We start from the raw sequence: 18,173 nt of genomic DNA on the forward strand, positions 1-18,173 counted from the left end.
AAACGGTAGGACATTTGCCAGTATGTAGATCCCTTCGGGTGTACAAGCAGATGCATATTGACCTTGGCCCAAATCAATCCAGTGCTGAACAAAGAGGGGAGATCAGGTGAACTTATCGCCTGATACTAAAAAATTCTTTGTGGGATAAGCGTTTTGTCACTGACATTCATATTTCGCCCTTCATCGAAGTGTTCAGCACTGAAAACGGTACAGTCATACCCGTGTTTAATACCTAGAGGGTAGGAATGTGATCGCAGTACTTTTTGAAGCAGATGTTATTCCCACACAACAAGAGCGTTATCTCCAGCTTGCTGCTGAATTGAAACCGCTATTAGCCGATATTGATGGTTTTATTTCTATCGAGCGTTTCCAAAGTCTGACAACAGCGGGAAAGATACTGTCATTGTCTTGGTGGCGGGATGAAGAGGCCGTATTGCTATGGAAACAAAACGTTTTGCATAAAGCGGCTCAGGCAGAAGGACGTCAATCTATCTTCTCTTTTTATCGCATCCGTATTGCCCAGGTGCTCAGAGACTATTCATCAGAAACCAGAGGTCAGGCCGATGTATGACATCCATGTTGTTTTAAATAATGCGCCGGGCGAACTGGCGGCACTGGGGACAGTATTAGGTCAAAACGGTATTGGCCTTGAGGGTGGTGGCGTATTTACTGTTGCAGACAAAGCACATGCGCATTTTCTTGTTGAGAAGGGGGATGAGGCCAAAACAGTGCTTGAAAACGCAGGATTTCAGGTTGAAAGCGTATGCAGGCCACTGATCCGAAAACTTAAGCAAGAGCGCCCCGGTGAATTAGGAGAGATTGCGGCAACACTGGCTGAGAAGGGGGTTAATATTCTGTGCCAATATAGCGACCATGCAAACCAGCTGATCCTTGTGACCGATAATGATAGGGTTGCCAGCAAAGCAACGGAGAAATGGGCTGTCGTGCCTGAGTAACATGTTAAAACACGCTAATTCAACAGATAGCGGTGATGCTTTGGAACATTCAATGGCGGCCTTAGCTGCTGCCATGTCTGATCCGTCCCGCATAAAAATGCTCTGCGCATTGATGGATGGACGTGCATGGACAGCGACAGAGTTAAGTGCGGCCGCTGATATCGCGGCATCAACTGCCAGTGCACATCTGTCACGGTTGGTCAGTGAGGGGCTGATTACCTGTCTTTCGCAGGGGCGTCATCGTTATTACCGTCTGGCTGGAACAGACATTGCCGGGCTGATTGAAAATCTGATGGGCGTATCATGGCGCTCAACATCATCAGCTAAAATCAGCACACCTTCCTCATTACGGGTTTCCCGGACATGTTATGACCATTTAGCGGGTGAGATCGCGGTTCATATCTATGATTTTATGGTTGCTGAAGGTTGGATTACGTCAGATGGCGCGTCAATGACGCCATCAGGACAAGAACAGTTCCGGGAGTTAGGTATTATGTCCAAGCCAAAGACACGACGTAAAACGTGCTGCGGCTGCCTTGACTGGAGTGAGCGGCGATTTCATCTTGGTGGCGAGGCCGGTGCTGCCTTTTTCGCGCATTGTGAGCAAAAAGGATGGTTAACCAGAATACCGGGATTCAGAGAAGTAACTATTACTGCCAGTGGGAAACTGGCATTTAAAAAATTATTCGGGTTGTATACGTAATTTTAGATTGTAATCTATTGGTTTTTATCTATTTTCTCTAAAAGAGAAGACAGGGAAAGTATGAAAAGAAACTCATCGTGGAAACGACACTCAATGCCGATCTTCCGGCGATGAGTCGTTTTATTATTGAGCCTACCCACGTAATGTGGACACAGCCCTAAGCGAGGTTCTGGTTTTCAAATTGTTCCGGGCTGAGACCGCCATAAGCACTGTAGTGTTGCCACCGATTCTAATCACACTCGATATCATTAAACACAGTTGCAATTGAATCGTCGGATAGTGATCCCATTGCTCCCTATTGAAAAGTATCCGGCAGGCCGCCGACCGGATCGCCTTGTCCCCGTCGTCAGGCTGACGGATGGCAAAGAATACGCCGTAATGACCCACGAGTTGGCCAGTATCCCTGTCCAGGCCCTGGGGGCGGTGTTTTGTGAGGCATCGCAATACCGTTCTCAGGTAAAGGCTGCAATAGACTTCCTCATCGACGGGTTCTGACGTTTCTTTCTATTCTGTTAAACAGGCATGCCTTTAATCGTGGGTGACGGGAGCCTGTTCAAATTCGTCTATTGTGCGGAAGAGAAACATCTCCCAGTTTTTCGCATTAAACGGAACCGACATTCCGTTCCTTAAGCGCTCAACGCTATGCGGGTCACTCCGTCATCGAACCAACTTGACCCTAAATCTGACCACCACATTTTCCCGATGCAGAGGGAAAACTGAAAAAGTATCGGGAAGCTTTTTTACGTGAACGTATTGATTAAATGACTAAAAAAAAATCCCGCTTAAGTTTCCTTAAGCGGGATTTTCTAAATTTGGCTCCTCTGACTGGACTCGAACCAGTGACATACGGATTAACAGTCCGCCGTTCTACCGACTGAACTACAGAGGAATCGTGTGAACGGGGCGCATAATAACGGCGTGTGCCGCGCATGTCAAAGGCGTAAACCACAAAATTGCACTGTTCGGTGAGAGAATGTGCAATCTGCCGATATTTTTGGCAAATACCGGCATTTTATCGTGTCCTGGCATCGCTAGAGTGTATTCACCTGCGCTTTTTGTTTGTCGGAAAAGGCATACAACGGCCCTTTTCCCGACAGCGTGAATAGGGATACCGCCGTGAAGGAGAGGGCGATGCCGCCTAAAATCAGGTAAGTGCCATGAAAACCGATACTGTCATACATATTGCCAGCAAAGATGGACATGAAAATGATTGATATCTGTTTAAAGAAACAGAAGCACACCAGATAAATCGTCGCGGAAAAGCGGACTTCAAAGACTGTGGTGATGTATTTGAAGCAGCCTACAATCAGGAACGGCACTTCAAACATGTGCAGCGTTTTCAGCACAATCACTTCCAGTACAGAACTGGCAAAAGCGGAGCCAATGATGCGTACGGACATAATTGTCCCAGCGATGAGCAGGGCGTTTTTACCGCCGATACGGTTCACTATGAGCGGCGCAAAAAACATGATGGTGGCATTAAGCAATTCACCCAGCGTGGTGACGTAGCCAAATACTCTCGTACCTTCCTGCCGGGTTTCGAAAAATGAGGTGAAGAAGTTGGCAAACTGCTGATCGAACACATCATAGGTGCACGATACGCCGACGACATAGAGGGTCAGGAACCAGATCTTGCGTTCTTTTAACAGCTCGGCCGCCATTTTCAGGCTAAAAGGTTTCTGATTGGAGCCAACCTGATCGGCAACGATAGCGCTGGAAGAGACCTCCGGTTTCGCCAACAGCAGCAGGACGGCGAGGATGACGGCGCACGCTGAACCAAGCCAGAAAACAAACTGGTTATTGATGGTAAACATAATCCCGACGATAGACGCGCAGAGCGCCCAACCGAGGCAGCCGAACAGGCGTGCACGGCCAAACTCAAACTGGCTGCGGCGGCTGACTTTCTCGATATAGGCTTCAATGGCCGGTGCGCCGCCGTTGTTGATAAAGCCCAGATAAATTCCGCCGACGATAGAACCTAGCACGATATTGTATTTTAGCAATGGGCCAAAAACATAAATAAAGAACGGAGCAAAAAACACGAGCATAATGGTAATGATCCACAGCAGGTGTTTTCTCAATCCTAATTTATCGGATAGTAAGCCAAATATAGGCTGAAATAGCAGGGCAAAAAAGGAAATACAGGCGAAGATAATTCCCGTATCACTTTTACTTATTTGGTTGATATCGTGAAGCCAAATAGGGAAGAACGGAAAATAAGCCCCCATGATGAAGAAGTAGAAAAAGAAAAACAGGCCGAATATCCAGAAATTCTTATTATGTAGGTAGTACATGATGCTTTCTCCGATAGGCATTATACCCGTCATACTTCAAGCTGCCTGTATGCAGTTCGAGTTATTTAGGGTATATATCCGCAACGTTTATTTTGACGGCGGATATATATTTGCTGGATATAAACAGGATGAAAAGAGGCGGTATACCCGTCATACTTCAAGCTGCAGGTGCGTTGGTTACGCTACTCGGCGCACTCACGTGTGCCTCGCCCTTTGGGAACGCTGCTTGCGTGCAACTCGAATTATTTAGGGTAGATACCCGCGCTCTTTCGTTGTTTTTTAATACTGCTTTTCATATCAATACGGTTGGTGATATTGAAGCGCGACGCGATAGTGATAATGTGTCGCCGTGAGTAAATCATCGCGATGAACGCTGGGACTCCAGGAATCATCGCCGCCAATTCCCATATGGAAGCCATCCAGATTGAGCCAAACACCTTTTTCCTTTTCTAATAAATGGTGGTGAGTACACGTCATTAACTGCGTTAACCCATAGCGGCTTAACCCAAAGTGGAAATTTCCAGTGATTGTCCATTTGCCGTACGTCAGCGTGCGCGTGTTGCAGCGCAACCCGTTTTCTGACGGGAAAATGTAGGGCGTATGAAGGTCATCCAGCGGCAGACTCCAGTGTCCATGCTGTGCAGCCAACTGTCGGTCTGGGTAATTCTCATGTGGCCCAAGTCCGACCCAACTGACCTGAGGTGCCACCTCGGCTAGCTGGCAGCTTAAGCCCACTCTGGCTAATGACGGTAGTACGGTGGCGACATCAACATCGACATCAACGGTCACCATGCCGTGTGCATCAATCTGCCAGCGCTTTTTACTCTGTAGCAGAACCTGTCCGGCATGACGGAATACGTGTGTGGTGACAATGTGCACGGCATCGGCGAGTTGGTCAGCCTGAATGGCGACACACTGCGTCTGTAATTGATAAAGACCGGCGGATTTCCAGCGCTCGGCCCAGGCGCGAGGATCGATGCGATCCACCTCGCTGATACCGATGTCGTTATCCAGCGGTGCCCGGACGAACTGATCTTGCAACGGGGTTAACAGCGCTGGTGTGTCGGCTGCCCACCACTGTTCCAGCCAGCCGCTCTGGCGGTTAAAGCGCCAGCGTTGTTCGCCCTGAACGATATCGAAGTACGCATCGGACGATTGCAGAACGGGCGGTTGCTTCTGCCCAGAACAGGAGGCATCGGGAAGATGAAGCGGTGAAGGAAGTTGCCACTGATCCCAGGCACAGCGGTGATTAGCTTCTGACCAGGCGGTGGCTTTAGGCTGTACAACTTCAACATTGAGCCAAAGTTCTCCCGCGCGATCAACTGTAGGAAGGGCTTCCAGCAGCGTCAGTGTCTGGGTAGCCTGCGGCGCGAGCGTCAGCGGCAGCGAACCTTCTGCGAGCGTTTTATTGCCCAGTGTGATGCGCCAGTTCAACTGCTCATTGTCCGTATGGCGAAACAGGTATTCGCTGGTGACGCGCAGCTCACACGGTGACTCCGCCTGCCAGACGAATTGAATATGCTGCTGTGCCCGCTGGGCTTCATAGAGGCTGGGATGTGGCGTGCGATCGGGAAAGAGCAGGCCATCCAGACAGAACTGGCGATCGTTAGGCGTGTCGCCAAAATCTCCACCGTACGCCCAGTAGGCATTGCCTTGTTCGTCGCGGCGGGTCAGCGCCTGATCGACCCAGTCCCAGATGAATCCGCCCTGCAACCGAGGGTATTGACGGAATGCCTGCCAGTAGCGGGCGAATCCTCCCAGACTGTTGCCCATCGCGTGTGCGTACTCGCAGAGGATGAGTGGGCGATGTTCGTCCGGCATACTGATCCATTTGGTGATCGACCATTTGGGCACGCTGGGGAAGGGCTGGTCTTCATCAACACGGGCGTACATGGGGCACACAATATCGGTCGCACGACTGTTCGCGCCGCCGCCTTCGTAATGTACGGGACGCGTCGGATCGTGGCGCTTGATCCACTGATAGAGCGCATCGTGGTTTGCGCCGTAGCCGGATTCGTTACCCAATGACCAGATAATGATGCAGGGATGATTGCGGTCGCGCTGTACCATTCTCGATACACGTTCGCTGTAGGCCGGTAGCCAGACAGGATCGTCAGAAAGACGGTTCATTGGCTGCATGCCGTGTGTCTCAATGTTCGCTTCATCCACAACATATAAGCCGTAGCGATCGCACAGTCGATACCACAGCGGATGGTTGGGATAATGTGAGCAACGCACCGCGTTAAAATTATGCTGCTTCATCAGCATAATATCGCGCCGCATCGTGTCTTCATCCATGACCTGACCGTGCTGCGAGTGATGCTCATGGCGGTTAACGCCGCGGATCAGTAGCGGTTGACCGTTCAGCAGCAGCAGACCGCTGCGGATTTCCACTTTTCTGAAACCGACATCATAGGCTTCTGCTTCTACGAGCTCGCCTTCCGCTGTTTCCAATGAAATAACTGTGCGATACAGGTGCGGCAGTTCGGCGCTCCACAGGTCCGGCTGTGGCACGTCAATACGGAGAAAAGCCTTATCGTGGTAAGCACCGCGTTCATCGACAATATCGCTGCCGAACGCCTGTTGTGTGTCGCCGATGAGTTTATTACCACGCCAAAGCTGTGCGCGGACGCGATGGCTTTTGGATTCCGCTTCGGTGAGCGTTGCCCTCACTTGAATCTCCAGCGTGCCGTGGCGGAAATCAGCGCTGAGCGGCGTAGTGAGTTGGATATCGCTGAGGTGAACCATCGGTTTATGCAAAAGCGTGACATCGCGGAAAATACCGCTCATACGCCACATATCCTGATCTTCCAGATAGCTGCCGTCAGACCAGCGTAACACCATGACGGCCAGCCGATTCTCTCCGGTCGTCAGATAGCGCCCGATATCAAACTCCGCAGGCAGTCGACTATCCTGGGAATATCCCACCCAGTGACCGTTACACCAGAGATAAAACGCAGAGTTAACACCATCAAAGATAATCCGGGTTTGCCCGCTGTTGATCCAGTCGTGATTGACCTTAAAAGTGAGCGAGTAACAACCGGTGGGATTGTCTTTTGGCACATAAGGGGGATTGACGGGGATCGGGTATTTTACGTTGGTATAAATCGGAGCGTCATAGCCCTGTAACTGCCAGTTTGAAGGAACTGGAATGGTATCGGAATCGGGCAGATCCTGTTGTAACCAGCTTTCCGGAACGGATTCCGGTCGAGTGAAATAGCTAAACGTCCATTCGCCATTCAGGCGACGCAGCCGCTGAGAAGGTTCATCCTGCTGTGCTGCAGCCACGCTGCGCCAGCTGTTAAACGGCGGATGCGCAGGAAGCCTCTGATAGTGAGTGCAGGCTGGGTTTTCCCAATCGCGTCGGGCAAGAATGTCTTGCAGCGTGGCGCGATGGCGTACTGGATACGGTAAAACGGTATCGCTCATGGTGGCTTGGCTCCTGAACGTCTTTAGTCTGTTACTGTGATGAGATTATTAAATTGTTATCCGCTCACAATTCGTATTGCTCATAACATATCGACTCGTCAGGGCGAGTAAAGTGGAACGTGACAATAAAGTGGAAGCGATCACAAAGATCGTTTGTAAAAAGAATGAGAAAACATCGAATTTGGAAGGTGCTACGCAATAAATCAACAAGAAATAAAAAATAACTTATTGTTTATTATCTTATTTTGTTAGGTTTTGGTATCGGTAGTGAAAAATAACCTGATGTGTAAAGGGTTACAAATAATGTAAAGGGTTACAGCCTCTGGAGTTGGCGTGTAATGTCCAACAGATTTTTGGTGAGCTCTTGCAAGGAGGCATGTGTTGATGAATGTACAGCGGTGCTATGGCGCACGATCAATTCGGTAGGCAACAGTAGTGACGTACTCTGAGTAGGGTCGCGCAGCGTCGCGAGCAAACGGGTGACGCCTTCTTTACCTAATTGTCTGAAATCCTGGCGAATGGTTGTCAGTGGCGGGGTGTAATACGCACTGTCCTGAGTATCGTCAAATCCGATGACTGACATCTGTTCCGGCACGCGAAGGCCATATTCGTGCAGGGCGCGCAGAACGCCAAGCGCCATTTGATCGTTCGCCACAACAATGGCGGATATGCGCAGAGATTCTCCCAGTAGGGCCAGCGTCTGGTGGTAACCGGAAGCGGCGCTCCAGTCGCCATGCAGCACTGAAGCAGGCGAGAGCTGCTGTTTTTCTAGCTCGGCTAGCCAGCCTTCATAGCGCAGGCGGGCTGAAATCGAGGTCATTGGCCCCGTCAACAGGGCGATATGCTGGTGCCCCAGTTGCACGAGATGCGCGATAGCCAAACGTGCGCCGTGATCGGGATCGAACATGACGTTGAGTATGTCGGTATGTGGATCGGCATCCATGAACAGGACGGGCGTATCCGCACAGGTCTGACTAATGTGGGCAACTTCGTCCGATGAGAGCGGGACATTCACGATAACCCCGCTGACCCGCTGAGAAAGCAGGTCGTTAACGGCGTTATTGCAGGTGTTGACATCCGGGCGGCTCAGCATGGACATCACGATGTTAATACCTAACTGGCTGGCGGTACTCTTGATCGCTGCGGCGATTTGGGAAGGCGCGTGCAGTGAAAGATCGGTAGTAACGAGTCCCAGCGTAGTGATGGTTTTCCCTGCCAGCTGCTGTGCGACGCGGTTAGGTGTGTAGCTAAGCGCTGCCATCGCCTCTTCGACTTTACTGCGAGTACGGGAGGAAACGTGAGGCGCCTGATTCAGCACGCGGGAAACCGTCTGATAGGAAACCCCAGCGTACTCTGCGACATCATTTAATGTTATGGGTTTCTGTTTCATAGCGGCTATTCCGAGCGTGATTCCATGCGTAAAAGAGCATCATCATAACAAATCGCGTGGGTAATCCGTAACAGGCGTATGTATTCCGGTGCAATCAACGCAGGCCGAAGAGAAACTGACGTTTGTACGCGTTTTTAGATGGTTGTAAAAAGTAAAACCGGGAGCAGGTGCTCCCGGTTTGGCGGATGGCTACTCGATGTTTACTGCTCGGACAACACAAACATGCCGTAAGGGTGAATTTGCAGATAGTAACTGTCGCCCGGATTCGGCTGAAGCTGGGTCGCGTTAACCTGCAACAGCATCGACTGTCCGTGCCAGTCCACCTGCACTTCGTACTGCGGCCCCATGTAGGCGACCTGCGTGATCGTGCAGCGCTGGCTTTCTTCGCCCTGATGGCTGAGCGTAATGGCTTCCGGGCGAATACCGACGGTCGATTCGCTTAATCCAGCAGCAAAGCCCTGCGGACGCGGAATGAGATAACCGTAGATGTTCACGCTGTCCGCCGTAAAGGTGGCAGGGAAGATATTGGCATCCCCCATAAAGCTGGCCATAAAGCGGGAAGCTGGCTGGCGATAGAGCTCCTGCGGTGCGCCCAACTGCATGATTTTGCCTTTGTTCATGACCAGAACCATGTCGGATACCGCAAAGGCTTCGCTCTGATCGTGCGTCACATACAGCGAGGTGATATTGAATTGCTGCTGAAGTTCGCGGATTTTCTCACGCATACTGCGGCGCAGGTTGGCGTCGAGGTTACTCAGCGGCTCATCGAACAGCAGGACTTTCGGTTTGAGGATTAGCGCACGCGCTAGCGCAACACGCTGTTGCTGTCCGCCGGAAATCTGGTCGACGTAGCGATCTTCAAACCCTTCCAGATCCACCAGCGCCAGCGCTTCTTTTACTCGCTGATTGATTTCCGCCTTTGGACGACCAAGCATTTTCAGGCCATAACCAATGTTTTCCCCCAGCGACATGTGTGGGAAGAGGGCGTAAGACTGGAACACCATGCAGATATCACGCTGTTGAATGGAGCGCTCGGTGACGTCTTCGCCGTCGATGAAAATCTGGCCTTCTGTCGGTTTTTCGAGACCGGCAACTGCACGGAGTACCGTGGTTTTACCGCAGCCAGATGGCCCCAGCAGCGTGACCATTTTTCCCTGTGGGATCGCCAGATTCAAATCATCAATGACGGTGTTGTTGCCGAAACGTTTAGTGACGTGCTTCAGTTCAACAAAGTTTTTTTCAGTATTCAAGGTAATCACTCCGCTTAGTCACTATTCTTGGCTTTTGAGCGGGAAACCCGCGCTTCACCGACCAGATAATCGAACAGGAAAATAATGGCCAGCATGACCACAATCAGGATGGAACCGTAGGCAATCGCCATACCGTATTCGCCGTCTTCCACGCGGTTAAGAATGTAAGACGTGGCGACGCGGGTATCTGGCGTAACCAGGAAGATAATGGCGCTGACGGTGGTAATAGCGCGCACGAAGCTGTAAATCAGCGCGGACAAAATGGCCGGACGCAGCAGCGGGAGCAGAATATAGAACACCGTTCGCATCGACCCCGCACGCAGGCTGAGCGACGCCTCATCGAGCGATTTATCCAACTGCCCCAGTCCGGCGATGCCAGCACGGATACCAACCGGCACGTTACGCATCACCATCGACATGATGACGATCACCGCCGTTCCCGTTAGGTAAACTGGTGCGCTGTTAAAGGCCAGAATATAAGACACGCCGGCAACGGTGCCCGGTACCGCAAAGCACAGCATGGTGGTGAACTCGATGGCTTTCTTGCCGTAGAACTGCTGACGTACCACGATGTAGGCGATAAGCAGCCCAAACAGTGCCGTAATCGGTGCCGCGATGCCCGCGAACAGCAGCGTATCCAGCAGGGAAGGCCAGGCGCCGTCGCTAAAGCCTTGTCCGAACAACTTGCTGAAGTTTGCCAACGTCAGGGTGTAATCCACGCCCCAGTTAACCGTAAAGCTGCCGTAGAAAATGCTGCCGTACAGCAGGACGTTAAAGGCAATCCAGACATAGAGCAGGATGCTGACGATCCACACCAGCGAAACGGGCAGCGGTTGCACATCACCCCGGTAGGATTTACCGGAAATCGTCACGTAGGAGCGTTTACCGATCCACAGATATTGCACGCAGAACACGGCCAGTGAGAACACCAGTAGGACAACGCCGAGCGTACTGGCTGCCTGGTAATCCAGCTGTGCACCAGTGATGTAGAAGTAAATCTGGGTGGCGAGTACGTCGAAGTTGCCGCCCAGCACCAGTGGGTTACTGAAGTCGGCCAGCGACTGGACGATCACGATCAGGAACGAGTTAGCTAGCGCGGGTTTCAACAGGGGCAGGAAAACCCGCTGAAAGGTTTGATAGCGGTTGGCACGCAGCGTGTATGACGCCTCTTCCAGCGACGGATGAATCGTCTTCATCGCGCCTTCCAGAATCATGAACGACATCGGCGTAAAGGCGAGCACCTGTGCCAGCCAGATACCGGTAAAACCGTACAGCCAGTTGGTGTTCGTCAGGCCGAACCAGGCCACCATCAGCTCGGTGACATAACCGGAGCGACCCATCATCAGCGTGACACCTAACCCGACAACAAACGGCGGGGTAACGATAGGTAGAATGGAGAAAATGCGGCCGATAATCGCGGAGCGACGGGCGATGCGCGAAGTGTAAATGGCCAGCACCATACCGAAGAAGGTACAGCCGATACCAACGGCAACCGACAGCAGGAATGAGTTCCAGATCACGCGTAAAATGTGCGTCTGACCCAGAATCTGCATAAACGCGAGCGGCGCGAATTCCCCGCTGTCGTTGGTGAACATGGGAATAAAGATGGCGATGCTGGGGTAAAGAATAAACACGCCAATCAGCGCGATGATGCTGATGAGTGAGCCGATGACGAAGCGATCGCCACCCAGCCAGTCAAGCCTGGAGAGCGCCAGCGTAATAATCGCACTTAGGGCGACAAACAGGGCGATCGTGCCATAGCCCATTCCGCGCCCTTCGACCGTGGCACTGATGACCACGAAAAGCGCGCAGAACAGCGCGTAGGTGGCATCAAAACGGTGGCGACCGCGTTGTTCCCTGCCGGGCGTAAATAGCGGACGCGCCAGCAACCCCAGCGGGAGCAGGAACCAGAGCAGGCTGATATTCAGGCTGGACCAGCTGTAAGCGGCCAGCAGTTCATCGCGTGAGGCATCCAGCAGGCCGTAATCCAGGCTCCACGCTGGCAGCAGCAAAAATGTTGCCGCAATCAGCGCCAGCCACAGGAATATAGGATCCCGCTTAGGCGTCGGTGAAAGCGTTCGTGTGTGTGACATAAGGTTCCCTGGTGCTTTATAGCGTTGTTTTATAAGATTGAATCGTCACAGGTATTGGTTGGTGAATAATATTGAGTAATGGTTAATCAGCGATGCTGGGAGCACGGCGTTAAGCGAAATGCGAGCAAGCTGCCGCCGTGTTCCCGTTATTTTTCAATCAAAGTCAATAAATTGAGCTTATTGGCCCATTTTGACTTCGTTAACCCACTTGGAAATCAGGTCTTTACGCACGTCTGCCGCGCCGTATTTGTCCATGTCGTAGTTGATCAGTTTCAGATCCTGCAATTTCAGCGACAGCGGGGACGCTTCGGCGGTGGTATTGGTCAGAATCTGGTAGGACTGGCCTTTCTTCCAGGAGAGTTCCTGTGCTTCTTTCGACAGCGCCCAGTCAACGAACAGTTTGGCGTTATCCATATTGCGCGCGCCTTTCAGGATGCTGACACCACCAATTTCATAGCCGGTGCCTTCACACGGAGAGATCAGCGTCAGCGGGGCGCCTTTTTCTTTTTCCAGCGAGTAGTCGTGCAGGAAGCCGATGCCGATAGCGGTTTCGCCACGCGCGGCGTTACGTGCCGGGGCAATACCGGATTTGGTGTATTGCGACACGTTGGCATTCAGTTTTTTCAGGTAATCAAAGGCCTGATCCTGACCCCAAAGCTGGGAGAAGGTCGCCAGTGCGGTATAGGCCGTACCGGAGCTTTGTGGGTCGGCAATCTGGATTTCGCCTTTGTAGACCGGGTTGGTCAGATCTTTCCAGCACTGTGGAACCGGCAGATTTTTCTCTTTCAGGCGATCGGTATTGACGCCAAAACCGAGGATGCCGACGTAAACAGCGGACGAGTAGTTGCCTTTACGTTTAGCGGGATCGCGGAATTGCGGCATGATCTGATCGAGGTTTTTAGACTGATAGGGTTCCAGCAGATCCATTTCGCCAGCCTGAGATTGCGGATCCAGCGTGCCGCCGTACCAGACGTCAGCCTGCGGGTTTTTCTTCTCTGCATCGACTTTCGCCAGCGTGCTGCCGGAACCGTTGCGGATAAAGGAGGTTTTAACGTTGTGTTTTTCACCGAAGGCCTTGGCTTCTTCCTCGCAGAAGGCGTTGGTGGCGCTACAGTAAATGACCAGGCGCCCTTCGGCGCGTGCGGTGGTGGTGGTAACGGCAGCAACGGTCAGTCCAGCGGCGATGAGGGTAGTTAAGGTACTCAGTCTCATGATGTTTTCCTTCTCTTATTTAGTTATCGATGGTTATCGCTATTTTGATGTCATCAAACGTTCCCGGCGGCTGACACCTGCCATCAGCAGCGGCATCAATAACAGTCCGATGCAGGCTGAAGCCAACGCCAGCAGAGTAAAAAATCCCGACCATCCGTAGTGTTGCAGCACCTGTGCCAGCGGCCAGCCTGCCAGCGCCGCCCCCAGATAGGCGAACAACGCCAGAAAACCTGTCACCGTGCCTGCGGCATCCTTATGGCTGTATTCCGTCGCAGCCAGACCGATCAACATCTGTGGTCCAAAAACAAAAAAACCGATACTGAAGAAACAGGCCGCGAGCAGCGAATAGTGGTGAATCGGTGCCAGCCACAGCGCGGTCATGGTTAAAAACAGCCCGAGGGCAAACAGCAAAATCATCGGTGCGCGCTGACCACGAAACAGCAGGTCCGACCCCCAACCGGCAAACAGCGCCCCCAGCAATCCACCCAGTTCAAACAGCGACAGCGTGGCGTTCGCGCTGAGGAGGTTGAAGCCGTGGCTCTCCGACAGCCAGATGTTTCCCCAGTCATTCAGTGCGATACGAATCAGGTACACCAGAATGTAGGAGAACCCGAGCAGCCAGATGGTACGGTTACGCAGAATCGCATCACGCAAAATCTGGCGCATCGGCATCGGCGGACTCTGCTGCTCCTGACGAATCTCCAGCGCATCGCGCCGCCACTGGCCGACACTGGGCAAACCTTGTTGCTGCGGTTTGTCGCACAACTGCCAGCACAGCCACAGACCAATCACAATGCCGATGATGCCCGGCACCAGCAGCGCGGCCTGCCATCCCCATTCGGAGGCCAGATAGCCTGCGAGCAGGGGAACCGCTGCGCCGCCAATATTGATTGACGTATTCCAGCATCCCCACCAGAGACCGCGCTCATTGCGCGAATACCAACTGCTCAGCAGCCTGGCGCAAGGGGGCCAACCCCATCCCTGAAAGAATCCGTTCAGCGCCCAGACAATCAGTAACCCAGTGAGCGACTGGCAGTACATGAACAGAATGTTCAGCACCCCGGTGATCATCAGCCCGACACCCATAAACCAGCGCACCTGACTGCGATCGCACACGATGCCGGAAATAAACTTGGAGGCGCCGTAACAGAGATAAAACAGCGTCCCCAGCAGACCGATATCGCCTTTGCTTAGCCCTAATTCCAACTGCATCACCGGCATGACAAAGTTGATGCTTTTGCGCGTCAGGTAGAACGTGGCGTACCCGATGACCATGGAAATCAGCAACCTCGGCCGCCAGTAGCGATAGCGCTGGCTGATTTGTGTGGGTGAAAGCTGTCCCGTTGAGTCCTGTCCCGTAGAAAACATGGGTGCCTGCATGGGGTTCTCCGTCGCGTTGAGAGAAGAGTAGGGGGATGCGAATCAAAAAGGATGAGACAAGGTTTTAGGTGACTAGGAATAATTCCTAGCTAATCGTCTTTTTGTTTAAATTTTGTGGGCAGGTTAACAATTATGTGCGTGCCACGCGGCGTGGAGGATTCGCCATGGGTTGCGGTCTTCACCAGCCAATTGCCACCCAGCGCCTGAACGCGCTCCTCGATGCCCCGTAGGCCGAAACCGCCACTCGTGGGATTGGCCCTGTCTTTTTGTGCAATGCCCACGCCGTTATCAATGACGTCGAGCGTGATCATGTCATCCTGCTGCGAAAGCCGAACCATAATCTGCGTAGCGCTGGCGTGTTTGTTGATGTTATTCAGCAGTTCCTGCACCAGTCGGTAAAGAGTAAACACCACCACGTCATCATGCGGGGGCGTGGGGAGCTGATAATCCAGCTGAAACTGAATGCCGCGCGCTGCGAAGGCGAATTCATCCGCCAGATGATGCAACGCTTTATCCAGCACCATCTCATCCAGCACTGGTGGGCGTAGTTGGCGTAGCAGCTGGCGCGTGGTGTGGTGAATGCGTCGCGACAGCTCGCTGATTTGTCCGGCCGCGTGCTGGGCGGCATCGGCAGGCGCACTGTGTTTTACCAGCATGGCCTGAATCTGGATCGCGGTGATGTTTTGGCCGATGTCATCGTGCAGCTCGCGTGCGATGTCTTTGCGTACGGCCTCTTCGGTATGAATGATGCGCTCCATGAGCCGTCGTCGGGTTTTCAACTCCTGCTCCAACTGCTGGCGATAGCGCTGTAGCCGCTGTGCTAGCTGTTGCTGGCGGCTGATGGCGATCCCCAGCCCAATACCAAGCAGCGCCTGTGTGGAGAGAAAAAGCTCCAGTTCGCGCAGATCGTCGAACGCGCCGCTCACCTGACGCGTGACGGCAATCATCAGGCTGCCGAGTACGGCGGAGAGCACGCCGCCTTGCCAGCCGAATTTATACGCCATCACCACGTTGGGCAGAAAAACGAAGATCAGCAGCAGACGTTCCATCTCGGGTGTGAACGCCATTTGCAGGCACACGCCGATAGAAAAAAACAGCGAACACCAAATCAGCAGCGAGGTACGCAGCGGCGGATCGGGGATCTCCTGCGCCAGCAACGTCTGCAAGTGCTGCTGCTTGATGTATTCGTACAGCAGATAGATGAACGGAATCAGCAGGACGCCACCGGTAAACGTGGCCAGCAGCGTCTGCGTCAGCTGCGAATGCAGCCAGGGGCCAATGGCGATACCGTGCAGAATCGTATTGAGCGTCAGCGCCGCCAGTAATAGCAGCAGGCGTTGCCAGTAAAGCGTATGGCGATGCCAAATTTTGTGCGTGATGATGGCCGGAATCAGGCTGAGGAACGGGGAAAGCAGTAGCAGTGAACGCGTCATGAGCTGCTCGCTAATGAGCCAGCTCTGGATAGCGATTTCGGAAAGCAGTAAGGTCGGCCAGTATTTACGCGGCAGCAAAATCATCAGCGCCAGCCGTAACCCTTGGGGTAACAACAGCGCTGCCTGCTGGCCGTTGTTGCTTAAATAGAAACTGATGGTCCACAGCGCTAACCAGGTCAGGCTGTAGAAAAAGGCCAAAAACAGCGTCATACCGATGACGTGCAGACGGCGCATGGCCTATTTCCCTGCCAGCAGTTGGTGCTGGAGCGCAAAGTGCACCAGCTCTACCGTAGATTCACACTGCAATTTACTGAGAATGTTGGCGCGATGCACGTGAACGGTTTTATGGCTGAGTTCGAGCTGTTCAGCGATGCTTTTCACACTAATCCCGTTGATCAACAGGCTGAATATTTCCCGCTCGCGTGGGGTCAGCGCTAGCAGCTCCTTCGGTGGCTGCTGCTGATGGCGGATGGCGTGCAGAGCATCGGCACACAGATAAATGCCGCCGCTGCTGACTACGCGAACCGCCTGCACTAATTCTTCCGGGCCACAGCGCTTTGTGAGATAGCCGCCAGCCCCCGCGTCCAGCGCGCTTTGTACAAAGGCGGTCGTGTCGTAAATGCTCAAAATAATGGCGCGAAACTGAGGGCGCTGTTGACGAAGGCGAGTTAATAACGACAGGCCGCTTTCATCCGGCATGGCAATATCAATCACCGCAACATCAATGGGCTGTTTGAGGAGATGGGGCCACGCCTGCGCCGCAGAGGCATACTGCCCAACCACCTGAATGTCATTTTCTAATGCCAGAAGCTGTGCAAAGCCAGACCGTACAACGATGTGATCGTCAACCAAAGCCACATTAATCATGGTTTCGCCGTGTGAATCAGAAGTCATCAAAGTGTCATAATGCGGGGGAATCAAGGGGCGAGCAATAGTAGATAATTAAAATGGAATCGGCTTAACAAATTCACCATATTTATGGTTCGCATGGTGAAAAGCATATTGATAGAACGCGGAGTTATTTGACTCGCTTAATCGAGGGACATACTGTTTTTTTCTTTAAATCAATATATTGAGAAATCAATGTATTTACGATATCAGGGAATCAAAATGATGAAGACATGGCGTGTAGCGCTGGTGGCGGGAATGGTCGCGGCGGCGATGGCGTTGACCGCATGCGATAACGCAAGCAATTCTGCCAACCACATTAAAGTCGGTGTGATTAACGGCGCAGAACAGGACGTCGCCGACGTGGCGAAGAAAGTGGCAAAAGAAAAATATGGCCTTGATGTTGAACTGGTCGGGTTTAGCGGTTCGTTATTGCCTAACGAAGCGACGGATAAAAGCGATCTGGATGCGAACGTCTTTCAACACCGCCCTTTTCTGGAACAGCAAAATCGTGAACATGGTTATAAGCTGGTGGCGGTAGGGAATACCTTTGTTTTCCCGATGGCGGGTTATTCGAAGAAGATTAAAAATATCAGTGACCTGAAAGATGGCGATACTATCGCGATTCCTTTCGATCCCACTAATTTGGGGCGGGCACTGTTATTGCTGCAAAAAACCGGATTAATTACCCTGAAGCCTGACACGGGTTTATTGCCGACGGTGCTGGATATCATCACCAACCCGCACAACCTGCGTATTATGGAAGTAGAAGGGGCACAGCTGCCACGTTTATTAGACGACCCGCAAGTGACGGTGGCGATCATTAGCACGACCTATATTCAGCAAACGGGCTTAACGCCAACGAAAGACGGTATTTTTATTGAGGATAAAGAATCACCGTATGTGAATATCATCGTGACCCGTGAAAATAATAAAGAAGCGGAAAACGTCAAGAAATTTATTCAAGCCTACCAGTCTGACGAGGTGGAACAGGCTGCTAACCGTATTTTTAATGGTGGGGCAGTAAAAGGCTGGTAATGATAATAATTTGATGGTTATGACGCAGTCACCTTTATTAATGAGGTGGCTGCGAATTAATTAAATAAGAAACTATTTGCAAGGTTGTTTTTTTATTAAACTCGATT

General features: G+C 52.2%; 13 protein-coding genes, 1 tRNA gene and 1 pseudogene. 5 read left to right on the forward strand and 10 right to left on the reverse strand.

From position 1 onward, the window contains the following. Positions 1–247 precede the first annotated feature (247 nt). From WCT94_RS16195 to WCT94_RS16210, 4 genes and pseudogenes are all read left to right on the forward strand, one after another. The gene (locus tag WCT94_RS16195) at positions 248–571 is read left to right on the forward strand and encodes an antibiotic biosynthesis monooxygenase family protein (protein WP_320715327.1); all 324 of its coding nucleotides are present in this window, start codon (positions 248–250) and stop codon (positions 569–571) included. Then, positions 564–956, forward strand: coding sequence for an amino acid-binding protein (locus tag WCT94_RS16200; RefSeq protein WP_336870381.1), 393 nt, complete (start codon positions 564–566; stop codon positions 954–956). The genes WCT94_RS16195 and WCT94_RS16200 overlap by 8 nt, the downstream gene beginning before the upstream one ends. Before the next feature lies 1 nt (position 957). Then, positions 958–1,659 (forward strand): ArsR/SmtB family transcription factor, encoded by a 702-nt coding sequence (locus WCT94_RS16205; RefSeq protein ID WP_336870382.1) that lies wholly within the window; start codon positions 958–960, stop codon positions 1,657–1,659. A 261-nt stretch (positions 1,660–1,920) separates the two neighbouring features. After that, positions 1,921–2,154, forward strand: a pseudogene (locus WCT94_RS16210) (CcdB family protein); the annotation flags it as partial. A 318-nt stretch (positions 2,155–2,472) separates the two neighbouring features. On the opposite strand, the gene WCT94_RS16215 reads toward WCT94_RS16210, so the two are convergent. The 10 genes from WCT94_RS16215 to WCT94_RS16260 all read right to left on the reverse strand — a co-directional run bounded on the left by WCT94_RS16215 (position 2,473) and on the right by WCT94_RS16260 (position 17,007). After that, a tRNA-Asn gene (locus tag WCT94_RS16215) sits at positions 2,473–2,548 on the reverse strand. A 142-nt stretch (positions 2,549–2,690) separates the two neighbouring features. After that, positions 2,691–3,953: an MFS transporter gene (locus WCT94_RS16220; RefSeq protein ID WP_336870384.1), complete on the reverse strand. Its 1,263-nt coding sequence runs from the start codon at positions 3,951–3,953 to the stop codon at positions 2,691–2,693. Between the two features lie 297 nt (positions 3,954–4,250). Beyond that, a complete protein-coding gene (locus WCT94_RS16225; RefSeq protein ID WP_336870385.1) occupies positions 4,251–7,382 on the reverse strand; it encodes a beta-galactosidase in 3,132 nt (1,043 codons plus the stop codon). A 313-nt stretch (positions 7,383–7,695) separates the two neighbouring features. Then, positions 7,696–8,772: a LacI family DNA-binding transcriptional regulator gene (locus WCT94_RS16230; RefSeq protein ID WP_336870386.1), complete on the reverse strand. Its 1,077-nt coding sequence runs from the start codon at positions 8,770–8,772 to the stop codon at positions 7,696–7,698. A 200-nt stretch (positions 8,773–8,972) separates the two neighbouring features. Further along, positions 8,973–10,031, reverse strand: a complete 1,059-nt coding sequence (gene fbpC, locus WCT94_RS16235) for a ferric ABC transporter ATP-binding protein (protein WP_181829482.1) — start codon at positions 10,029–10,031, stop codon at positions 8,973–8,975. Between the two features lie 5 nt (positions 10,032–10,036). Beyond that, on the reverse strand, positions 10,037–12,115 hold the full coding sequence (locus WCT94_RS16240; protein WP_336870387.1) for an ABC transporter permease: 2,079 nt from the start codon (positions 12,113–12,115) through the stop codon (positions 10,037–10,039). Positions 12,116–12,292: 177 nt separating this feature from the next. Then, the gene (locus WCT94_RS16245; protein ID WP_015839639.1) at positions 12,293–13,327 is read right to left on the reverse strand and encodes an ABC transporter substrate-binding protein; all 1,035 of its coding nucleotides are present in this window, start codon (positions 13,325–13,327) and stop codon (positions 12,293–12,295) included. A gap of 39 nt (positions 13,328–13,366) precedes the next feature. Then, entirely contained in the window at positions 13,367–14,707 is a 1,341-nt protein-coding gene (gene uhpC / locus WCT94_RS16250) for an MFS transporter family glucose-6-phosphate receptor UhpC (protein ID WP_015839640.1), read from the reverse strand. A gap of 89 nt (positions 14,708–14,796) precedes the next feature. Beyond that, positions 14,797–16,374: an MASE1 domain-containing sensor histidine kinase gene (locus WCT94_RS16255; RefSeq protein WP_336870388.1), complete on the reverse strand. Its 1,578-nt coding sequence runs from the start codon at positions 16,372–16,374 to the stop codon at positions 14,797–14,799. Between the two features lie 3 nt (positions 16,375–16,377). Next, a complete protein-coding gene (locus WCT94_RS16260; protein WP_043881903.1) occupies positions 16,378–17,007 on the reverse strand; it encodes a response regulator transcription factor in 630 nt (209 codons plus the stop codon). A gap of 243 nt (positions 17,008–17,250) precedes the next feature. On the opposite strand from WCT94_RS16260, the gene nlpA reads away from it, so the two are divergent. Continuing rightward, entirely contained in the window at positions 17,251–18,066 is an 816-nt protein-coding gene (nlpA, locus tag WCT94_RS16265) for a lipoprotein NlpA (protein WP_336870389.1), read from the forward strand. The last annotated feature ends 107 nt before the right edge of the window (positions 18,067–18,173 follow it).

Source organism: Pectobacterium sp. 1950-15 (assembly GCF_037136835.1).
Classification (GTDB): domain Bacteria; phylum Pseudomonadota; class Gammaproteobacteria; order Enterobacterales; family Enterobacteriaceae; genus Pectobacterium.

What these genes read in the sequence shown, in the direction of transcription:
- WCT94_RS16200 (WP_336870381.1), top strand. Translation starts at nt 564, where the DNA reads ATGTATGACATCCATGTTGTTTTAAATAATGCGCCGGGCGAACTGGCG.
- WCT94_RS16205 (WP_336870382.1), top strand. Translation starts at nt 958, where the DNA reads ATGTTAAAACACGCTAATTCAACAGATAGCGGTGATGCTTTGGAACAT.
- WCT94_RS16220 (WP_336870384.1), bottom strand. Translation starts at nt 3,953, where the DNA reads ATGTACTACCTACATAATAAGAATTTCTGGATATTCGGCCTGTTTTTC.
- WCT94_RS16225 (WP_336870385.1), bottom strand. Translation starts at nt 7,382, where the DNA reads ATGAGCGATACCGTTTTACCGTATCCAGTACGCCATCGCGCCACGCTG.
- WCT94_RS16230 (WP_336870386.1), bottom strand. Translation starts at nt 8,772, where the DNA reads ATGAAACAGAAACCCATAACATTAAATGATGTCGCAGAGTACGCTGGG.
- WCT94_RS16240 (WP_336870387.1), bottom strand. Translation starts at nt 12,115, where the DNA reads ATGTCACACACACGAACGCTTTCACCGACGCCTAAGCGGGATCCTATA.
- WCT94_RS16245 (WP_015839639.1), bottom strand. Translation starts at nt 13,327, where the DNA reads ATGAGACTGAGTACCTTAACTACCCTCATCGCCGCTGGACTGACCGTT.
- uhpC (WP_015839640.1), bottom strand. Translation starts at nt 14,707, where the DNA reads ATGCAGGCACCCATGTTTTCTACGGGACAGGACTCAACGGGACAGCTT.
- WCT94_RS16255 (WP_336870388.1), bottom strand. Translation starts at nt 16,374, where the DNA reads ATGCGCCGTCTGCACGTCATCGGTATGACGCTGTTTTTGGCCTTTTTC.
- WCT94_RS16260 (WP_043881903.1), bottom strand. Translation starts at nt 17,007, where the DNA reads ATGATTAATGTGGCTTTGGTTGACGATCACATCGTTGTACGGTCTGGC.
- nlpA (WP_336870389.1), top strand. Translation starts at nt 17,251, where the DNA reads ATGATGAAGACATGGCGTGTAGCGCTGGTGGCGGGAATGGTCGCGGCG.